The organism is Achromobacter maghribensis, assembly GCF_057334215.1.
In genome coordinates this window covers 47495-65508 of the sequence record NZ_JBHFII010000063.1, presented here as the reverse complement: position 1 = coordinate 65508, position 18014 = coordinate 47495, and the positions used below count along the sequence as shown (strand labels likewise).

19 protein-coding genes and 1 pseudogene are annotated in these 18014 nt (G+C 65.0%); 16 read left to right on the top strand and 4 right to left on the bottom strand.

Annotation, left to right across the window (positions count from 1 at the left end; genetic code table 11):
- The first annotated feature begins 36 nt into the window (after window positions 1–36).
- The 5 genes from ACE039_RS29630 to ACE039_RS29610 are packed head-to-tail and all read left to right on the top strand — an operon-like array spanning window position 37 to window position 5184.
- Window positions 37–903 carry a branched-chain amino acid ABC transporter permease gene (locus ACE039_RS29630; protein WP_046806196.1) on the top strand — a complete coding sequence of 289 codons (867 nt, stop codon included), beginning with the start codon at window positions 37–39 and terminating at the stop codon, window positions 901–903.
- Between the two features lie 22 nt (window positions 904–925).
- Window positions 926–2707: a branched-chain amino acid ABC transporter ATP-binding protein/permease gene (locus ACE039_RS29625; protein ID WP_485824126.1), complete on the top strand. Its 1782-nt coding sequence runs from the start codon at window positions 926–928 to the stop codon at window positions 2705–2707.
- A complete protein-coding gene (locus tag ACE039_RS29620; RefSeq protein WP_448710091.1) occupies window positions 2700–3404 on the top strand; it encodes an ABC transporter ATP-binding protein in 705 nt (234 codons plus the stop codon). Before ACE039_RS29625 ends, ACE039_RS29620 begins: the two co-directional genes overlap by 8 nt.
- Window positions 3405–3424: 20 nt before the next feature.
- Complete coding sequence (locus tag ACE039_RS29615) at window positions 3425–4420, top strand: NAD(P)H-quinone oxidoreductase (protein WP_485824125.1); 996 nt, start codon at window positions 3425–3427, stop codon at window positions 4418–4420.
- Window positions 4417–5184, top strand: coding sequence for an SDR family oxidoreductase (locus ACE039_RS29610; protein WP_485824124.1), 768 nt, complete (start codon window positions 4417–4419; stop codon window positions 5182–5184). Before ACE039_RS29615 ends, ACE039_RS29610 begins: the two co-directional genes overlap by 4 nt.
- A 6-nt stretch (window positions 5185–5190) precedes the next feature.
- On the opposite strand, the gene ACE039_RS29605 is transcribed toward ACE039_RS29610, so the two are convergent.
- Window positions 5191–5844 (bottom strand): thiopurine S-methyltransferase, encoded by a 654-nt coding sequence (locus ACE039_RS29605; RefSeq protein WP_485824123.1) that lies wholly within the window; start codon window positions 5842–5844, stop codon window positions 5191–5193.
- Between the two features lie 218 nt (window positions 5845–6062).
- Here ACE039_RS29605 and ACE039_RS29600 point away from each other — a divergent pair, with 218 nt between their 5' ends.
- From ACE039_RS29600 to ACE039_RS29580, 5 genes are all read left to right on the top strand, one after another.
- Complete coding sequence (locus ACE039_RS29600) at window positions 6063–6608, top strand: sigma-70 family RNA polymerase sigma factor (protein WP_332008586.1); 546 nt, start codon at window positions 6063–6065, stop codon at window positions 6606–6608.
- The gene (locus ACE039_RS29595) at window positions 6605–7294 is read left to right on the top strand and encodes an anti-sigma factor (RefSeq protein ID WP_448710088.1); all 690 of its coding nucleotides are present in this window, start codon (window positions 6605–6607) and stop codon (window positions 7292–7294) included. Before ACE039_RS29600 ends, ACE039_RS29595 begins: the two co-directional genes overlap by 4 nt.
- A gap of 86 nt (window positions 7295–7380) precedes the next feature.
- Window positions 7381–7929, top strand: coding sequence for a fasciclin domain-containing protein (locus tag ACE039_RS29590; RefSeq protein ID WP_105558007.1), 549 nt, complete (start codon window positions 7381–7383; stop codon window positions 7927–7929).
- A 116-nt stretch (window positions 7930–8045) separates the two neighbouring features.
- Window positions 8046–8783 (top strand): tetratricopeptide repeat protein, encoded by a 738-nt coding sequence (locus ACE039_RS29585; protein WP_485824122.1) that lies wholly within the window; start codon window positions 8046–8048, stop codon window positions 8781–8783.
- A 22-nt stretch (window positions 8784–8805) separates the two neighbouring features.
- Window positions 8806–9561, top strand: coding sequence for a hypothetical protein (locus tag ACE039_RS29580; RefSeq protein WP_485824121.1), 756 nt, complete (start codon window positions 8806–8808; stop codon window positions 9559–9561).
- A gap of 31 nt (window positions 9562–9592) precedes the next feature.
- Here ACE039_RS29580 and ACE039_RS29575 read toward each other — a convergent pair.
- The 3 genes and pseudogenes from ACE039_RS29575 to ACE039_RS29565 form a co-directional block, all read right to left on the bottom strand.
- Window positions 9593–10330, bottom strand: a pseudogene (locus ACE039_RS29575) (YoaK family protein); the annotation flags it as partial.
- Between the two features lie 31 nt (window positions 10331–10361).
- Window positions 10362–11591, bottom strand: a complete 1230-nt coding sequence (locus tag ACE039_RS29570) for an SMI1/KNR4 family protein (RefSeq protein ID WP_485824120.1) — start codon at window positions 11589–11591, stop codon at window positions 10362–10364.
- Between the two features lie 86 nt (window positions 11592–11677).
- A complete protein-coding gene (locus tag ACE039_RS29565; RefSeq protein WP_448710084.1) occupies window positions 11678–12724 on the bottom strand; it encodes an aldo/keto reductase in 1047 nt (348 codons plus the stop codon).
- Between the two features lie 316 nt (window positions 12725–13040).
- Between ACE039_RS29565 and ACE039_RS29560 the strand changes: the two genes are divergently transcribed.
- The 6 genes from ACE039_RS29560 (at window position 13041) to ACE039_RS29535 (ending at window position 17956) form a co-directional block, all read left to right on the top strand.
- Window positions 13041–14006, top strand: coding sequence for an AraC family transcriptional regulator (locus ACE039_RS29560; RefSeq protein ID WP_448710083.1), 966 nt, complete (start codon window positions 13041–13043; stop codon window positions 14004–14006).
- A gap of 106 nt (window positions 14007–14112) precedes the next feature.
- Window positions 14113–15084 carry a LysR substrate-binding domain-containing protein gene (locus ACE039_RS29555; RefSeq protein ID WP_485824119.1) on the top strand — a complete coding sequence of 324 codons (972 nt, stop codon included), beginning with the start codon at window positions 14113–14115 and terminating at the stop codon, window positions 15082–15084.
- A gap of 130 nt (window positions 15085–15214) precedes the next feature.
- Entirely contained in the window at window positions 15215–15841 is a 627-nt protein-coding gene (gene ycaC / locus ACE039_RS29550; RefSeq protein ID WP_105558014.1) for an isochorismate family cysteine hydrolase YcaC, read from the top strand.
- 133 nt (window positions 15842–15974) lie between these two features.
- Window positions 15975–16538 carry a DUF3455 domain-containing protein gene (locus ACE039_RS29545; RefSeq protein ID WP_485824118.1) on the top strand — a complete coding sequence of 188 codons (564 nt, stop codon included), beginning with the start codon at window positions 15975–15977 and terminating at the stop codon, window positions 16536–16538.
- 123 nt (window positions 16539–16661) lie between these two features.
- Window positions 16662–17231, top strand: coding sequence for a sigma-70 family RNA polymerase sigma factor (locus tag ACE039_RS29540; RefSeq protein ID WP_485824117.1), 570 nt, complete (start codon window positions 16662–16664; stop codon window positions 17229–17231).
- On the top strand, window positions 17228–17956 hold the full coding sequence (locus ACE039_RS29535) for an anti-sigma factor (protein WP_485824116.1): 729 nt from the start codon (window positions 17228–17230) through the stop codon (window positions 17954–17956). Before ACE039_RS29540 ends, ACE039_RS29535 begins: the two co-directional genes overlap by 4 nt.
- Window positions 17957–18014 lie beyond the last annotated feature (58 nt).

The following is an 18014-nucleotide window of genomic DNA, read 5'->3' as shown; positions in this document are numbered from 1 at the left end:
CCCCCGGCGCCGCATCCCGCTCTAAGAGGTTGCACCATGGATATTTTCATTCAACTGGTCATCAACGGCCTGTTGCTGGGCGGCGCATACACCATCATCAGCCTGGGGCTCACCCTGATTTTCGGGGTTGTGCGCGTCGTGAACTTCGCGCACGGCGAGTTCCTGATGATCGGCATGTACCTGGTTTATCTGATCGCCGCGCAATTCGGCGTCCACCCGTATGTGGGGCTGGTTCCCGTTGCGGTGATTCTTTTCGCGCTCGGTGCGCTGACGCAAAAAGGCATCATCCAGCCGCTGCTGAACGCCGACCAGCACATCCAGATTTTCGCCACGGTGGGCGTGTCCACCATCTTGCTGAACCTGGCGCTGGTGATCTTCGGCGCCAACGTGTATCGCGCGCCGGTGGAACTGGGCACGAACGCCATCGACGTGGGCAACTTCTCGATGGTGACGGGCCAGTTGATTACCTTCGTGATCGGCATCAGCCTGGCCGTGTTGCTGCACCTGTTCATGCATCGCACCTATCTGGGCCGCGCGCTGCGCGCCGTGGCGCAGCACCGCTATGCCGCCACGCTGATGGGCGTGAACGTGAACAACGTGTACGCCATCGCCTTCGGCCTGGGCACGGCATTCGTCGGTATCGCTGCCGGCCTGCTGGCGCCGCAGTATCCGGTGTTCCCGACGGTCGGCACGTACTTCGTGCTGACGGCATTCGTGATCGTGGTGCTCGGCGGCCTGGGCAGCCTGTACGGCGCCGTCGCCGGCTCCATGATCATCGGTATCGTCGATACGCTGGCCGGCTATTACATCGCCCCCGACCTGAAAGAGGTCGTGTATTTCGGGATCTTCCTCTTGATCCTTGTCCTGCGACCGAACGGCCTGTTCGGCGTCGGCACAGAGTGATCAGAGCCACAAGGAGCGAGACGTGTTTCCCGACTTTCGAAGCCCCAAAGCCTACGTCAGCCTGATTTTGCTGATTGTGATGTTCCTCGTGCCCGCCGTCATGGGCACGCCTTTCTGGACCAACCTTTTTGTCTTGCTGTTCGTCTTTGCCTCGCTTTCCGTGGCGTGGAATATCGTCGGCGGCTACGCCGGCCAACTATCGCTGGGCCATGCCGTGTTCTACGGCATCGGCGGCTACACCGCGACGCTGCTGACGCAGAACTTCGGCATTTCGCCCTGGATCGGCATGCTGGCGGGCGCGGCCATCTCGGCGGCGGTCGCCATCGTGATCAGCTATCCCGCGCTGCGGCTGCGCGGGCCCTTCTTCGCGCTGGCCACCATCGCCATCCTGGAAGTGGTGCGGCTGCTGGTGATCCACGAGGAAAGCTGGACGGGCGGTTCCAGCGGCATCAGCCTGCCGTTGAATATCGGCTGGGCGTGGATCGTGTTCCGCGAAAAGATGAACTACGTGATCATCGCCTTCGGCCTGTTCCTGTTCGTCACGTGGGTGTCGTGGTACGTGCGCAAATCGCGCATCGGCCACTACCTGATCGCGATCCGCGAACGCGAGGACGCCGCGCTGGCCGTGGGCATCCACACCGTGCGGGTGAAGATCATCGCGGCGGTCGTGTCGGCCATGCTGACCAGCATCATCGGCACCTTCCACATCACCTACCTGACCTTCGTGGACCCCAGCTCGGCGTTTTCGCTGGAGCTGTCGATCCAGGTAGCCATGTTCGCGCTGATCGGCGGGCTGGGCACGGTGGCGGGCCCGATCGCGGGCACCTTCCTGGTGCTGCCCATCGCGGAACTGGCGCGCGGCTGGCTGTCCAGCGTGGGCAACGGCATGCACGGGCTGATCTACGGCCTGATCCTGGTCGCCGTGGTGCTGACCATTCCGCGTGGCCTGGCCGGCGCGTTCGGCCCCGCGATCGAACGCGGGCTGGCACGTTTGCCGTATCTGGGACAGCCCCGCAAGAAGCTCAAGCTGGCCGACGAACTGCGCTTGCACAACGCCACCCGTTCCGAGCAGCCGGTACTGAAGGCCGACAAGCTGTTCAAGAGCTTTGGCGGTCTACGCGCCACCAACGACGTATCGCTGACCCTGAACCAGAACGAGATCCTGGGGATGATCGGGCCTAACGGTGCGGGCAAGACGACCGTGTTCAATTTGCTGTCGGGCTTCCTGTCGCCGGACAAGGGCGGCATCTCGATGCTGGACGCGGAGGGCAACTGGGTCACCTGCAAGACGCCGGACGAGTACGCGCACATGGGGTTGGGCCGCACGTTCCAGATCGCCAAGCCGTTCACGGGCCTGACGGTGCTTGAGAACATCATGCTGGGCGCGTTCATCCGCACCTCAAGCCGCGACGAAGCCGAGCAGATCGCCCTGAAGGTGGCCGAGCAGACGGATCTGGTCAAGTACCTGAACACCGAAGCGCGCAGTCTGACGGTGGGCGGCATGAAGCGGCTGGAAATCGCCCGCGCGTTGGCCATCAAGCCGCGCATCCTGCTGCTGGATGAAGTGATGGCGGGGCTGAACCCCACTGACATCGAGAAGTCCATCCAGATGATCCGGCGCATCCGCGACTCGGGCGTGTCGGTGCTGCTGATCGAACACATGATGCAGGCCACGATGGCGCTGTCAGACCGCATCATCGTGCTGAACGAAGGCGCCGTGCTGGTCAGCGGCGCGCCCAAGGACGTGGTCGAGAACCCGGCCGTCATCGAAGCCTATTTGGGCAAGGAGTATCAGGATGCTTAAGGTGACGAACCTGTCGTCGGGCTATGGCAAGAGCCAGGTGCTGAACGGCCTGAACTTCGAGGTCAACGCGGGCGAGATCGTCACCCTGATCGGCGCCAATGGCGCGGGCAAGACGACCACGCTGAAGACCCTGTGCGGCGTCATCCCCGCCATGCAGGGCAAGGTGGAGTTCGAAGGCCAGGACCTGACCAACCGCAATCCGTATGACATCGTGGACGCGGGCATCACCATGATTCCCGAGGGCCGCCAGCTGTTTCCGCACTTCACGGTGAAGGACAATCTGCTGATGGGCTCGTACAAGCGCGCCGCGCGCCCCATCGTGCAGCGCAAGCTGGACGAGGTGTTGCGCATTTTCCCGCGGGTGAAAGAGCGCCTGTCGCAATACGCGGGTTCGCTATCCGGTGGTGAACAGCAGATGGTGGCGATCGCACGCGGCATGATGGCGGATCCGAAGCTGCTGGTGTTCGATGAGCCGTCGCTGGGCCTGTCGCCGCTGCTGGTGCAGCAGATGTTCGACATCATCCGCGACGTGACCTCGCACGGCGTCACGGTGCTGTTGGTGGAACAGAATGTGTTTCGCACGCTGCGGCTGGCCGACCGGGGCTACGTGCTGGAGAACGGCGCCATCGTGCGAACCGGCACCGGCGCCGAATTACTTAGCGACCCCCATGTGAAAAAGGCCTATCTGGGCCATTGATGACACCAGGACCCCTTCTTATGACTCTACGCTGCACATTCATCGACCACGGCAAGGGCGGCGCGCCCGATTGCATGCACGTCGCCCAACGCGACATGGCCGCGCCCACCGGCCGGCAGGTCTTGATCGAGGTCGCTTATGCCGGCGTCAACCGCCCCGACGTGCTGCAGCGCTCTGGCTCGTATCCGCCGCCACCGGGCGCGTCGCCCTACCTGGGGCTGGAAGTGTCGGGCGCCATCATCGCCGTCGGCCCGGACGTCACGGCCTGGAAGGTCGGCGATGCCGTCTGCGCCCTGACGCCGGGCGGCGGCTATGCCCAATACTGCCTGGCCGACGAACGCCATTGCCTGCCCGTGCCCCGCGGCATGGACCTACTGTCCGCCGCCGCCATCCCGGAAAACTATTTCACGGTCTGGACCAACGTGTTCGACCGCGCCCGCCTGTCGGCCGGCGAGAAATTCCTGGTGCATGGCGGCTCCAGCGGCATCGGCCTGACCGCCATCCAACTGGCCCGCGCGTTCGGCGCCGAAGTCTGGACCACGGTGGGCAACCCGGCGAAGGCGGATGCCTGCCTGAAGGCCGGCGCGCACCATGCGGTGCAGTACCGCGACGCGGACTTTGAAGCCGAAGTGCGACAAGCCACCGGCGGCGCCGGCGTGGACGTGATCCTGGACATGGTGGGCGGCGCCTACATCAACAAGAACCTCCGCCTGCTTGCCGTGAATGGCCGGCTGGTGCAGATCGCCTTCCTGGAGGGCAGCAAGGCTGAAATCGACGCGCTGCCCATCATGATCAAGCGGCTGCAATTCACGGGATCGACGTTGCGCCCGCGCTCGGACGACGACAAGGGCGACATCGCGCGGTCCTTGGCCGAGAAGGTCGTGCCGCTGATGGAGCAAGGGCAATGCCTGCCCCTGATCCATGAAGTGTTCCCGCTGGCCCAGGCCGCGCAGGCCCACGCCTTGATGGAAAGCAGCAAGCACATCGGCAAGATCATGCTGAAGGTGCAGGCATGAGCGGCCGGTTCCAGGATCAGGTCGCCATCGTGACAGGCGCGGTGGGGGGCATCGGCTCCGCCATCGTCGAGGGTTTTCTGGCCGAAGGCGGCCGCGTCGGGCTGATCGATTTCAACTCGCAGGCGAGCCAGGCGTTCGAGAAAGAACTGCGCAAGCATGGCCACGAGGTGGCCTTCGTCCACGCCGATGTGGCGCATTACGATCAATGCCAGGCGGCCTATGACCGCATCACGTCCGAATTGGGCCCGGCGACCATCCTGGTGAACAACGTCGGCATTTCGCCCAAGACGGACGGACGCGCGCTGAAGGTCTGGGAGATGCCGCCCGGCGAATGGGATAGCGTGGTGTCGGTGAACCTGAATAGCGTGTTCTACATGACGCATCTGGCCACGCCGCACATGGTCAAGCAACGCCAGGGCCGCGTGATCAACATGTCATCGGTGGCGGGCAAGGCTTACTGCGATATCGTCGCGGCGCACTATGCGGCGACCAAGGCCGGCCTGATTGGCCTGACCCGCCACTGGGCGGCCGAGCTGGGGGAATTCGATGTGACGGTGAACGCGCTGGCGCCGGGGCGCATCAGCACGCCGTTGCTGAAAAGCGTGCCGAAAGCCATCAATGACGCCGTGGCGCAGGTGACCGCGCTGCGCCGCCTGGGAACCCCCGAGGAAGTGGCCGATGCCTGCCTGTTCTTCGCGTCCGACCAGGCCAGGTTCGTCACCGGCCAGGTCCTGGACGTGGCCGGTGGATGGTTGATGACTTGAACGGGCCTACACGCCCAGGCGGTATACCACCGTGTCCAGGCGGCTGACGCCGGCGCCCTGGAACTTGGGTTCCTTGTCGAGGATGTCCCGGCGGTCGATGATCACCGCGGGCATGACGCCCGTGAAGATCGCCTGGACCTCTTCGTCCACCACCGAGAATGGCGGCCCCGCCATCTCGTCCTGCGGATAGTCCAGCGTGATCAGCAGGCCCCGGCAGGCGGGCGACAACTGCCCATAGACGTGGCTTGCATACTGGGCGCGCATGGGCTCGGGCAAGGCAACCAGCGCCGCCCGGTCGTACACGCCCACGCAGTGCGACAGCACTTGCGCATCCAGCTTGAAGATATCGCCGCAGATGATCTCGATGTTGCCCGACACGTAATGCTTGCCGTAAACGGATTCATGCGTGACGGGCCGAAGCTCGTTCTCTTCGAAGAACTGGTCGACCGCAAGTTGGGAGAGTTCGACTCCCAGCACGGAATGGCCCTGCGCCGCCAGCCAGACCATGTCCAGCGACTTTCCGGCGAGCGGGACCAGTACCCGTCCACCCTTCGGTACGGCCAGCGTGGGCCAGTACTTCTGCAAGAGCGGGGTAATCCGGGTTTGATGAAAGTGCGTGCGCCCTTCGCGCCAGCGTTCCAACCAGAATTCTGCGTCCATATCTTGTCTGCTCCTCCTGTATTGCGGTTGCAAGCTCATCGCTTCTACCGGGTCGGCCGGGACCCGGACGCCTTGGCGCACCCAGCGTAACGGGTATCGCCCCCGGCGCGCTTGATGCCGCGCAATCCGGTGCCGGGCATTGTAGTGCCCCGAAACGGGTGACGCCGACGGGCGCGCCCGGTATGCTCTGCTGCAGCATGCCCGTCCCTCAGGAACCGATGCCCGACGCCCAGCACCTCCAGGCCCTGCTCGCCCAGTGCGCGGATAAGCGAGAATCCGCGCTGGCGGAGATCTATCGCCTGGCGTCCCCGCATCTGTTTGCCCTTGCCCGACGTATGTTGAGAGACCAGGCTGCCGCGGAAGACGTGTTGCAAGAGTGCTTCGTATCGATCTGGCGGCAGGCCGGGCAGTACCAGGCCGCGCAAAGCCAGCCGATGACATGGATGACCCGCATCGTCAGGAACCGGTGCATCGACCGCCTGCGGCGTCCCGGCATCGAGGTTCCGGATCCGGACGATGCGCTGACGCTGGCGATGGCCGACGACAGCCCTGGTCCGCTTGCCCGCCTGGAAACCAGCCAGGAAGGCCGCCGGCTGGCGGATTGCATGGCCCAACTTGAAGGGCCGCAACGCGTCGCCATCGCCATGGCGTTTTTCGACGATCTGGCGCATCCCGATATCGCGACCCGTCTGGACACGCCGCTGGGAACGATAAAGAGCTGGATACGCCGTGGCATGCAACGGCTGAAAAGGTGTTTGGAATGAACTACCGCCACCCCGAACTGCAGGATCGCCTGGCCGCCGAGTACGTGCTGGGCGGCTTGCGCGCGGGAGCCCGGCGCCGGTTCATCCGATTGATGCGCGACGACGCCGGCCTGCGCCGGGCCGTGGCCGAATGGGAAGAACGGTTGCTGCCCCTGGCCTTGGCCCTGCCTCCGGAACCGCCCCCCGCGCACGTCTGGCAGGCGATTTCGGCCCGCATCGCGCCAGCGGCCAGCCCTGCCGCGGCGGCCCCCCGCCCGTCGGCCTGGCGCGGCCTGTCCTGGTGGCGAACGCTATCCGCCGGGCTGGCGGCCGCGGTCATGGTGTTGGCGTTCTTGATGCTCAAACCGCCCACCGCGCCGCAAGACGTCCGCACACTTGCCGTCCTGTCTGCCGAACAAGCGCCGGGCGCGCTGGTGCTGAACCGGCTGCCGGACAAGCGCCTGTCGGCGCAGCCCATGCAAGACCTGGTGGCGCTGGCCGACGGCCGCGCGCTGGAACTGTGGGCGATCTCGCCCGGGCAGGCGCCGCGTTCGCTGGGCCTGGTGCTACCCGGCCAGACCACCGTACTGACGCCTCGCCTGCCGCCCCTGCCGGGCGATACGGTCGCCGTCACGCTGGAACCGGCGGGCGGCGCACCCAACGGCGTCCCCACCGGGCCGATCGTGCTCAGCGGCAAGGTCATCTGATCCGGGTTTGTACCTAGAAAATAAGCGCATCCAATCGGCGGCCAGCCCCGTATCTCCTCATGACGGCCACACAAAAGGAGATCGTCATGAAATTGCTAGCCTCGATTGCCATCGCCTGCTCTGCCCTGACCCTGTCGCCCACGTATGCCGCCGATGTCATGGTCGGCGGACAGGCGATGATGCCCGCGAAGAACATTGTCGCGAACGCCGTGAATTCCGCGGACCACACCACACTGGTCGCGGCAGTGAAAGCTGCGGGCCTGGTCGATACGCTGCAAGGCAAGGGCCCGTTCACGGTCTTTGCCCCCACCAACGCTGCCTTCGGCAAACTGCCGGCCGGCACAGTCGATACCCTGGTCAAGCCGGAAAACAAGGCAACGCTGACCCAGATCCTGACCTATCACGTCGTGCCCGGAAAGCTGGACTTCGACGCGCTGGCGGCCAAGATCAAGAAGGGCGGCGGCTCGACGGAACTGGCCACCGCCAGCGGCGGCAAGCTGTGGGTGATGATGAACGGCAAGCACAACCTGACCCTGAAGGACGAAAAGGGCGGCGTGTCCACCATCAGCACCTACGATGTCTATCAGTCCAACGGCGTGATCCACGTCATCGATACCGTACTGATGCCGAAGTAACCGCACCGGCAAACCCGTAGCGCAAGCAGCCCGGCCATCCCGCCGGGCTTTTTCTTGCCGGCGGCCGCAGTTCCGGTATCGTAGGCACCCATCCCTTCTTACGAACCACCGCCCTCATGCTTGCGACCCTGCGCCGCCGTTTGACGTCTTTTTTGTTTGGTTCGCCGCTACTTGCGCTGGCTTGTTCCCTGACGCCGTCCGCCGCTTTGGCGCAAACCGCGTCCCAGCTGGACCATGCCTATCAAACCGAACTGCAGGCCGAGAACGAAGCCCTACGCGGGCGCATCCAGCAGTTGCCGCCCGCCATGCAGGCATTGAACGCGCAGGTTTCCGCGGCTTTGCGTGCCGGCGACCGCGCGCAAGCGCTGCGCATCGGCGAAGAGATGGCGCGGCAGGATCCGCGCAATGCGGATGTGTTGCTGTTCCTGGGCAAGCTGCAAAGCCAGCAAAGCAACCCTGCCGCCGCGCAAGCGCTGATCGACCGTTCCATCAAGCTGAATCCCGACAGCAAGTGGGCCTACATCAACAAGGCGGGCGTGCAAGCCGAACGTTCCGACCTGCCCAACGCGCTGGCCACCACGTACGAGCTGACCCGGCGCTATCCGGACTGGAGCATCGGCTACAACCTGCAGGCCTCGTTGCTGGACGCCCTGGACCGTGAAGCTGAAGCGCTCCAGACCTATCAGAAAGCCGTCGCGGCCAAGCCCGCCAGCGCGCTGATCCTGACCAACATGGGCAACCTTCAACGCCGGCTGGGCCGCTTGAGCGACGCCCGCCGGTCCTACAAAGCGGCGCTGCGCCTGCAGCCCGGATACCCGCTGGCCGCGTCCGAACTGGACAGCATGCCAAAATGAGCCCGTCTTGCCTGGAGCCCTGATGACCCGCCGGACCCTGCTGCTTGCCATGGCCAGCCTGCCCCTTGCGCCGTTGCGCGCCATCGCGGCGCCGGGTCGCGACGCGATCATCCGGCGGGTTTATGAAACGCCCTCCGGCACCCTGGCCTTCACCGGCCAACACGCGGCGTTGATGCGCGTGTTGCGCGTGCTGTGGATGCCCGTGGAGTCCGGCGCGCCGACCATCGATTTCGAACAACCGCTTTTGGGCGGGCCCGACACGCTGGGCACCGCGCGCAAGATACTCAAGACCACGGACGATGGGCTGGCCATCCGCCGCCTGGCGGAGGTCTGCCGCTTGATCCCGCGCTACGTGGGTTCGCTGGGCATGTTGCGGCCGGGACGCTACGCCGTGCCGGCCGAAATGAAAGAGGCCTTCGACTTCCCGCAAAGCGGCGTGGATGCGCAAGGCGGGTTCACGCTGCGCAACGCGCACCTGACGTTGCTGCGCGCGGCTGCCTGGCGCGAGGTGGACGCGAAATCGCTGCAAGCCGTGCTACGCGAAGGCGAGCGTTTCTGGCCGATGCCATACATCGACGGCAAACGCCCGTATGGCGATGCCAGTTACTACCAGATCGACATGGCCCGCTTGCTGGGCGAGCCGTATCCGCTGGACAGCAAGGGCTATGCCGTGACCGACCCTGCCAAGGACGCCCGGTTGGAACGGCTGCACTATGAAACGCTGGCGGCGCTACAGGTATTCCTGAACCACTCGGCTGTGACCAAGGCGACGTCATAGCGGACGTCGGCTAGGCGCGATGGAAGAAGCTGCGGATATCGTCCGTGATCGGCACCATCGCCAGCAACGTCAGCAGCAGCGCCAACGGCCAGGTCGAGCCGAAGCCGAAATGAAAGAACGAATACGCGCCCGTCACGCCCCCCACGAAGAACAACGTGACCATCAGGCTCAGCACGGTCAGCTTGCCACGGTCGGCGCGCACGGGCGGCATGGCGTGAGCGTCGCTCTTGGCCACGTTCCAGTAAAAGAGCTTGCCCAGTTCGATGCCGATGTCGGTCACCATGCCCGTCACGTGCGTCGTGCGTATCTCGGAGCGTGACACCTTGGTGATCATGGCGTTTTGCAGGCCCATGATGTAGCACAACAGCATCACGGTGCCCGGCACATAGAACCAGCGCAGCGTCTCCAGATTGGCGCCCAGCAGCCCGAAGGCAAGCAGCAGGACGGCTTCAAGCAACAGCGGCAAGGCGTATTCGCTGGACAAGCGCGAGCGCCGGCCGAAATTGATCAGGAAAGCGGAGCCTGCCGCGCCGGCCAGAAAAGAAAGCAATGCCGCCAGGCCCTGCAGCACGACGATCATGCCGCCCAGCGCCATGTGGTCGGCCATCATCGAAACGATGCCCGACATGTGCGAGGTGTATTGCTGAACGGCCAGGAAGCCGCCGGCGTTGACGGCGCCAGCGGTGAAGGTCAGGAAATAGGCAAGATGCCGGTTGGCTTGCGGGCTGCGGCTGACAGCCGTCAACCGCCGCAAATACGGTATGGCCACGCTTGCCCCTTCAAAACAAGAACATTGAACGTCACAGCGAGAACTCACGAAGATTGGCGACGCGTTCAGCCAAGCCCTCGGCCCCCAGATAATGGCCCAGTTTGCCCGCCCGCACGCGGCGCAGGTCTTCTTCGTAGGTATTGGCCATGGAATCGCGCACGTCGGCGTACGCGGTCTGGACGCCTTCTCCGCAGGCCGCGGCGATCAGGCGGGCAGCCTCGGGCGATCCGCAAGCCACGCACCGCGCGACGCCCAGGGCATCGGGAACGGCGCCCTGAGCCAGCAGACGCTGCACCAACTGGGGCGGAGGCTTGCGCTCGATGCGATGGAGCGCCGTGGGGCAGACCGGCGCACCGGCCTCCAGCAACGCGTCGGCCGCCGCGTAGGCATGCTGGATCAGCGCGACCTCGACCGGCGTGGCGCTCCCGCGCAGGGGCCCGTCGAAAACCATGCCCAGCGCAGCCAATTGGCGTACCAGCGCGTCATCATCATGGGCCAGCGCATGCTGCAGGGCCAGGCCGGCTAAATACGCAGACTCAAGCAGCGTGCCGGCGGCCAGCGGGCCGCGCCAGTCCAGCCGCGCCCGCAGGTAGAACGCCGTCAGCTTATCCGCCAGCGCCTGCGGCATGCCGTGGTCGGATACCCGTTCGTCCAGATACTCCAGCACGCGCACGCCGGGGCTGTCTTCGTCATGTTCCGGGTCGGTCTCCAGGCAGAGCGCGGCGAAAGCGGCGTGCAGATCCGGCGCGATGGTCGCAATGCCGTCCTGTTGCAAGGCATGTGTCCAGCCCGGCAAGCCCATTTTCCACGCCACGATGCTGCCGGCATGCGGACCGGGTTCGACCGTCACATAGACCCGGTCGCAATATTCAAAGCCGCCGATCGGCAGATAGCGCAACTTGCCGTTCCAGGTTTCCCCGTGTTCGGTCGCCGCCTCGTCGGCACACTCTTGTTCGTGTTCGATCCACCCTTGCAAATCGCGATAGTGGTCGCTGCCGTCATAAAACAGTTCGGCCCAGCTCAGCGCCTCTTCATTGCCGTCTATGTTCGCGCGCAGATCGTAGGCCAGTTCGCCCCCCGCGGTCAGGCGCCACAACGCGCGCAACGCCTCGGGCAAGGGGCCCGCGCAGGCCGTTTCGATTTCTGCAATGCGCGCCTCGGTCAGGGGCGGTTGCACGCCGATCAACACGCGGTCGGCGAACAACGCAATACCGTGTTCGCGCAGCGCGCGAATGTCGTCGGAGGAGAAAAAGTCGCTCATGTGGAATCTTCGGAGTGGCAACTGCGGAGATTCTACTAGCGGGATGCCGCAAAAAGATGGCGGGTCCCCGCCGGGACCCGCCTGGCTTACGCCGCGCCGGATTCGGCGAGCTGCTTGCGTCGGAACTCGCCCTGGCGCACATGCATCCAGCCCGGGTACTCGGGCGGCAGCGCGCTGACCTTGTCCAGCGCGGACAGCTCATCGTCCGACAGCTTGATGGCAGTGGCCGCCAGGTTGTCGTCCAGCTGATCGACACGCTTGGCGCCGATGATGACGCTGGTCACCGCTTGCTGGTGCAGCAACCAGGCCAACGCGACCTGCGCGACCGACACGCCGCGTGCATCGGCCACCGTTTTCAGTGCGTCGATGCTGTCATAGGCGCGGTCGCGGTCCACCGGCGGGAAATCGAACGCGGCGCGGCGGCTGCCGGCTTCGGCGCTGCCATCACGGCCATACTTGCCGCTGAGCAAGCCGCCCGCCAGCGGGCTCCACACCATCAGGCCCACGCCTTCGCTTTGCAGCATGGGCACGATTTCGCGTTCCAGGTCGCGGCCGGCAATCGTGTAATAGGCCTGCAGCGACTCGAACCGCGCCAACCCCAGACGTTCGGCAATGCCCAGCGCCTTCATGATCTGCCAGGCAGCCCAGTTGGATACGCCCACATAGCGCACATGGCCGTGCTGCACCAGGTTGTCCAGCGCGCGCACGGTTTCCTCGACGGGCGTGGCCGGGTCGAAACCGTGGATCTGGTAGAGGTCGATATGGTCCAGTTGCAGGCGCGACAGGCTTTTCTTGACGCTATCCATGATGTGAAAGCGTGAATTGCCCCGCGCGTTCACGCCGGCGCCCGTCTGGCCGAAGACCTTGGTGGCGATGACGACGTCGTCGCGCGCCACGTTCAAATCACGTAGCGCCTGGCCGGTAATCATCTCGGACCGGCCTTCGGAGTACACGTCGGCCGTGTCGATGAAATTGACGCCCGCGTCCAAGGCGCGGCCGACCAGGCGGTTGGCGTCTTCTTGTTGCAGGCTGCCGATCTTGCTCCACAGTTCGCCTTCGCCGCCGAAGGTCATGGTGCCCAGGCAGAGTTCCGAGACGAACAGGCCGGTGCTGCCGAATTTCTTGTACCGCATGATTGCACTCCTTCAGGGGGCCAGCCGGCCCGCGCGCCCCGGGATGGGACGCCGGACGCTTGCTTGCCGGGGTTGACACAGTATGCGTCCGCCCCGCCGCCCATGCGCTGCTTGATCCTGCCCTTTTTTTGCCTGATTCTCTGGCTGCCATGGCAGAGAATCAGGCATGCGCCCGATCCTCCAAACTTTTTGCCCATTTCTCCACACCCCAAAATGGCCACTGTCCAGCCCGTGGTTCCGGGGCATACACTGGAGTCCGCTTAATCCTCTGCTCCGCCGGTCGCCGTGCGCGGGCGGCATGCCTTCAGGAGCCTCCATGCCTATTACTACCGTTCGACCCGGAGATTTCGTCAGCACCGCCCCGCTGGACATCGCCTACGAACCGGCTCGCCGCGAACTGCTTTGCACGCTGGACCGGATGACGGGCGACCTGGAGGGATCGCTGGAAACGCCCATCGAAGGGCTGTACCTGCATCGCCTGTCTCAACCCACCGGTGCCAAGCCCGGTTTGCAAAAGGCGGCGTTGGCCGTCATTGCCCAGGGTTCCAAGCGCGTGCTGATCGGCGACGAGTCCTATGAATACGATCCCTTCCACTACCTGATCTCGTCCGTGGACCTGCCGGTGGTGGCCAAGGTCTCGGTCGCCAGCCCGACATTGCCCTATCTGGGCCTGCGGCTGGACCTGAATCCGGAAGAGATCGCAGAGCTGATCAGCGACGAGCACCTGCCGCCGCTGCTGCCGGCCGAAGCGTCGCGCGCGCTGTGCGTGAATCCGCTGGGCGGGTCGTTGCTGGACGTGGTGCTTCGACTGTTGCGGCTGCTGGATACCCCGCGCGACATTCCCATCCTGGCGCCCATGGTCAAACGCGAACTGCTATACCGCCTGCTGATGAACGGCCAGGGCGTGGTGCTGCGCCAGACCGTGCTGCAGGACAGCCAGCTGAATCGCGTGGCAAAAGCCATCCGCATCCTGCGCGACAACTACGCCCAGCCGCTGCGCGTGGAAGAGATCGCCCGCGACGTGCACATGAGCGTGTCGTCGCTGCATCATCACTTCAAGCAGGCCACCGCGATGAGCCCGCTGCAATACCAGAAACACCTGCGGCTACAAGAGGCGCGCCGCCTGATGCTGAGCGACGACGCCGGGGTGGCGCTGGCCGCGCACGCCGTCGGGTACGAGAGCTCGTCGCAGTTCAGCCGCGAATACAGCCGCCTGTTCGGCACACCGCCGCTGCGCGACAAACAACGCTGGAAAGAGGAAGCGGCCGCCGCGGCTGCCTGATCCCGCAGCCCCCTTCAAGCCGACATACCACAGGCTTTCCGCTTGGGCGGGTGGCGGGCGTTATATGCTCGCGACTATGCCCAATCTTCAGAACAGCGGACAGTCCATGCACGACTTGAATGATCTCTATTATTTTGTCCAGGTCGTCAGGAATGGCGGCTTCGCGCCAGCCGGACGCGCCCTGGACATTCCCAAGTCCCGGCTCAGCCGTCGCATTGCGCTGTTGGAAGAGCGGTTGGGCGTGCGCCTGATCCAGCGCTCCACCCGCACTTTCGCCGTTACCGAGCTGGGCCAGGAATATTTCGATCAATGCCTGTCGATGCTGGCTGGCGCCGAAGCCGCGCAAGACGTCATCGACCGCACCCACGCCGAACCCCAAGGCACGATCCGCATGAGCGCACCGCCTGCGTTGATCTATTACTTCCTGGGCGACGTCGTGGCGCGCTTCATGGAAAAGTGCCCCAAGGTGCAGGTGTACCTGAAGAGCTTCTCTCGGCCCGTCGACGTGCTGCGCGAAGGGTTCGACCTGGCGGTGCGCGTGCGCTTTGGCCCGATCGAAAGCAGCGACCTGGTGATGAAACACCTGGGCACCAGTTGCCAAAGCCTGGTGGCCAGCCCGGCGCTGGCACGCACCCTGCCCGCCAATGCCGACATCAGCCAGGTCAGCCAGTTGCCCACGCTGGCGCTCGGCACCGAACAGCGCGAATGCCAGTGGCGTCTGGATGGCCCCGCCGGCGCGCGGCAAAACCTGCCATTCACGCCCCGCCTGGTCACCGACGACATGCTGGCGCTGAAGCAAGCGACCTTGCGCGGCGTGGGCGTCGCCGCGCTGCCCCTGATGATGATCCGCGACGAACTGGACGCCGGCACGCTCGTGCCGGTCGGTGCGCCCTGGTATCCGGAACCTGGCGCCGTGCACGCCGTCTTCCCGTCGCGGCGCGGCCTGCTGCCCGCCGTGCGGGAGCTACTTGATTTCATGAATACGGAGTACCGTGAAAACGCCCGCCTGGAGTCCGACACACAACGGCGCCACGGCATTCCCGTCCTGAAGGGTGGGCACTTATCGTCCGATATATAGAACGCTGAAGCGCGAATATCCTATCTACCGACGTCATTGGCTTGTATTTAGAATTCTGTTCATGCACTCACGTGTTTAACCCCGCGCCGATACCGCGCCCCCCGAATCTGACGACATCACGGAGCAAACCATGACCAAACCCTATGTGAAGCTGGACAAGAACGAAGCCGCCGTCCTGCTGGTTGACCACCAGGCCGGCCTGCTTTCCCTGGTGCGCGATTTCCAACCCGACCAATTCAAGAACAACGTGCTGGCGCTGGCGGATCTGGCCGAGTATTTCAAGCTGCCCACGATCCTGACCACCAGCTTCGAAGACGGCCCCAACGGCCCGCTGGTCCAGGAACTGAAAGACAAATTCCCCAAGGCCCCTTACATCGCCCGCCCCGGCAACATCAACGCCTGGGACAACGAAGATTTCGTCAAGGCGGTCAAGGCTACCGGCAAGAAGCAGTTGATCATCGCTGGCGTGGTCACCGAAGTGTGCGTGGCCTTCCCCGCCCTGTCGGCCCTGGAAGAAGGCTTTGACGTGTTCGTCGTGACGGATGCCTCGGGTACCTTCAACGAAGTCACCCGCAACGCCGCGTGGAGCCGCATGGAGCAGGCCGGCGCGCAACTGATGTCCTGGTTCGGCGTGGCATGCGAGCTGCACCGCGACTGGCGCAACGACGTCGAAGGCCTGGGCACGCTGTTCGCCAACCACATCCCCGACTATCGCAACCTGATGGCCTCGTACTCGGCCAACCGCGCCGCGAAGTAACCGTGCCAGATGCGGCCGGACGAAAATAATTTCGTCCGGACTGCATCCAAAGCGGCTTCCTCCGTGTAGTACCTGTACCGGCGCGCATCGTGCGCGTCGTCTACTGGCTCTTACACGCCGCTGGAGACCGCTCATGAAGACCCAACGTTCGAATCGCCTTCCCACCGTTGCCGGCCTGTTCGCCGTGTCGCTCCTGGCCGCTTGCGGCTCGATGAGTTCCAAGTCCATGGCCTATTCGCAGGCCACCCTTCCCGCCAGCATCCAGGTGCCCGCCGGCAACAAGGTAGCGTGGGAGACCGTGGGCGTGGGCGAAATCACCTATGAATGCCGCGCCAAGGCCGACATGAAAAGCCAGGCCGAATGGGTCTTCGCGGGTCCCAAGGCGGTGTTGAACGACCGCCAGGGCAAGCAGGTGGGCACCTACTACGGCCCGCCGGCCACCTGGGAAGCCATGGACGGATCCAAACTGACCGGCACCCAGCTGGCGGTTGCCCCGTCGGGTGACGGCAATATCCCCTATCAGCTGGTGAAGGCCAATCCCGCCATGGGGGCGGGCGCGCTGACTGGCGTGACGTACATCCAGCGCGTGGCGCTCAAGGGTGGCGTGGCGCCGAAGACGCCCTGCACCCCGGCCATGCTCGGCCAGAAGAGCCAGGTGCAATATCAAGCCGACTACATCTTCTGGAAGGCGAACTAAAGCGCCGCCCGTGCCAGCCCTCCGGCTGGCGCGGGTAGCGCGCAGGGAGTCCGGTAAGATGGCGCAATTCCCACCGTGCGCCCCCTGCCCGCACGGCCGCCCACTTCCCGCTCCCGTTCTCGCATGCCGAACCGCCTGGCCCCGGATTTCGATTACGAAGCTGCCCTGAAGGCGTGTGCGGCCGGCCGTCGGCCCGCGCTGGAAGCCCTTTACCGGCAAGAAGGCCCGCGCCTGCTTGGCGTGGCCCAACGACTGCTGCGCGACCGCGCTTGGGCAGAGGACATCGTGCATGACGCTTTCGTCAAGATCTGGAATCAGGCCGCCAGCTTCGATGCTGCCCGCGGTTCAGGGCGCGGCTGGGTCTACAGCATCACCCGCAACCTGGCGCTGAACGCGTTGCGCAACACTGCTCGCGAGACGGGCGTCGACGAAGACACCGCCGCTGCGCTGGATGCCCGCGACGCCATCGAAGCGTGGCACGACACACGCGACGCCTTCGACTGGCGCGCCAGTGCCGGCCAGATCGGCCCTTGCCTGGAGCAATTGGAACCCGTGCGCCGCAACTGTGTGTTGCACGCCTATGTGGAAGGGCTGTCGCATAGCGAAATCGCCCAGCGCCTGGGCGCGCCGCTGGGCACCGTCAAGGCCTGGATCAAGCGCAGCCTGCAAGCGCTCAAGGAGTGCCTGGCATGACCGCGCCCCAAGCCACTCCCGATAGCCTGGACGATCTGGCGGGCGAGTATGTGCTGGGCACCTTGTCGGCGCAGGCGCGCCGCGAGGTTCAGGCCCGGTTGACGCACGACGCCGCCTTGCGCGCCGCGGTCACCCGCTGGGAAGAACGGCTGCTGCCGCTGACGAATCTGTCCTCGCCCGTCGAACCCTCCGCCAGCCTATGGCCGCGCATCACCCGCACGCTGGACGGCAAGCGCTCCCAACACCCGCCTTCCGCCGTCCGCCGCGGTCCGGGCCTGTGGGATAGCCTGCGCTTCTGGCGTAGCCTTGCCGCCGGCGGCATGGCTGCCGTGCTGATCCTGGGAAGCACGCTCGCGCTACGGCCTGCGACCGTGCCGGGTACGCCGCAATATGTGGTGGTGCTGGTGGCGCCGCAATCGCAGGCGCCGGGCTGGGTGGTGCAAGCGCAGGCGGGTCAAAACACCGTGCAATTGGTGCCGCTGGCCGCGACCGAAGTTCCGCCGGACCGCGCCCTGGAATTCTGGACCAAGGCCGACGGGTGGGCCGGCCCTGTGTCGCTGGGCCTGGTCAAGCCCGGCGAGCCCGTTCGCATCCCGCTGGACAAGCTGCCGCCGCTGGAACCCAATCAGCTCTTCGAGCTGACCCTGGAGCCCAAGACCGGTTCGCCCATCGGCAAACCCACGGGTCCGATTCAATTCATCGGGCGCGCGGTCAAGATGCTGTAGGAAAACGGCCGATGGGGAAACGGCCGATGGGGAATCGTCCGGGCGCACTGGCCCGGAC

Excerpts from the sequence above, each read along its gene's own strand:
- ACE039_RS29630 (WP_046806196.1), top strand. The coding sequence starts at position 37 with ATGGATATTTTCATTCAACTGGTCATCAACGGCCTGTTGCTGGGCGGC.
- ACE039_RS29620 (WP_448710091.1), top strand. The coding sequence starts at position 2,700 with ATGCTTAAGGTGACGAACCTGTCGTCGGGCTATGGCAAGAGCCAGGTG.
- ACE039_RS29615 (WP_485824125.1), top strand. The coding sequence starts at position 3,425 with ATGACTCTACGCTGCACATTCATCGACCACGGCAAGGGCGGCGCGCCC.
- ACE039_RS29610 (WP_485824124.1), top strand. The coding sequence starts at position 4,417 with ATGAGCGGCCGGTTCCAGGATCAGGTCGCCATCGTGACAGGCGCGGTG.
- ACE039_RS29605 (WP_485824123.1), bottom strand. The coding sequence starts at position 5,844 with ATGGACGCAGAATTCTGGTTGGAACGCTGGCGCGAAGGGCGCACGCAC.
- ACE039_RS29600 (WP_332008586.1), top strand. The coding sequence starts at position 6,063 with ATGCCCGACGCCCAGCACCTCCAGGCCCTGCTCGCCCAGTGCGCGGAT.
- ACE039_RS29595 (WP_448710088.1), top strand. The coding sequence starts at position 6,605 with ATGAACTACCGCCACCCCGAACTGCAGGATCGCCTGGCCGCCGAGTAC.
- ACE039_RS29590 (WP_105558007.1), top strand. The coding sequence starts at position 7,381 with ATGAAATTGCTAGCCTCGATTGCCATCGCCTGCTCTGCCCTGACCCTG.
- ACE039_RS29585 (WP_485824122.1), top strand. The coding sequence starts at position 8,046 with ATGCTTGCGACCCTGCGCCGCCGTTTGACGTCTTTTTTGTTTGGTTCG.
- ACE039_RS29580 (WP_485824121.1), top strand. The coding sequence starts at position 8,806 with ATGACCCGCCGGACCCTGCTGCTTGCCATGGCCAGCCTGCCCCTTGCG.
- ACE039_RS29570 (WP_485824120.1), bottom strand. The coding sequence starts at position 11,591 with ATGAGCGACTTTTTCTCCTCCGACGACATTCGCGCGCTGCGCGAACAC.
- ACE039_RS29565 (WP_448710084.1), bottom strand. The coding sequence starts at position 12,724 with ATGCGGTACAAGAAATTCGGCAGCACCGGCCTGTTCGTCTCGGAACTC.
- ACE039_RS29560 (WP_448710083.1), top strand. The coding sequence starts at position 13,041 with ATGCCTATTACTACCGTTCGACCCGGAGATTTCGTCAGCACCGCCCCG.
- ACE039_RS29555 (WP_485824119.1), top strand. The coding sequence starts at position 14,113 with ATGCACGACTTGAATGATCTCTATTATTTTGTCCAGGTCGTCAGGAAT.
- ycaC (WP_105558014.1), top strand. The coding sequence starts at position 15,215 with ATGACCAAACCCTATGTGAAGCTGGACAAGAACGAAGCCGCCGTCCTG.
- ACE039_RS29545 (WP_485824118.1), top strand. The coding sequence starts at position 15,975 with ATGAAGACCCAACGTTCGAATCGCCTTCCCACCGTTGCCGGCCTGTTC.
- ACE039_RS29540 (WP_485824117.1), top strand. The coding sequence starts at position 16,662 with ATGCCGAACCGCCTGGCCCCGGATTTCGATTACGAAGCTGCCCTGAAG.
- ACE039_RS29535 (WP_485824116.1), top strand. The coding sequence starts at position 17,228 with ATGACCGCGCCCCAAGCCACTCCCGATAGCCTGGACGATCTGGCGGGC.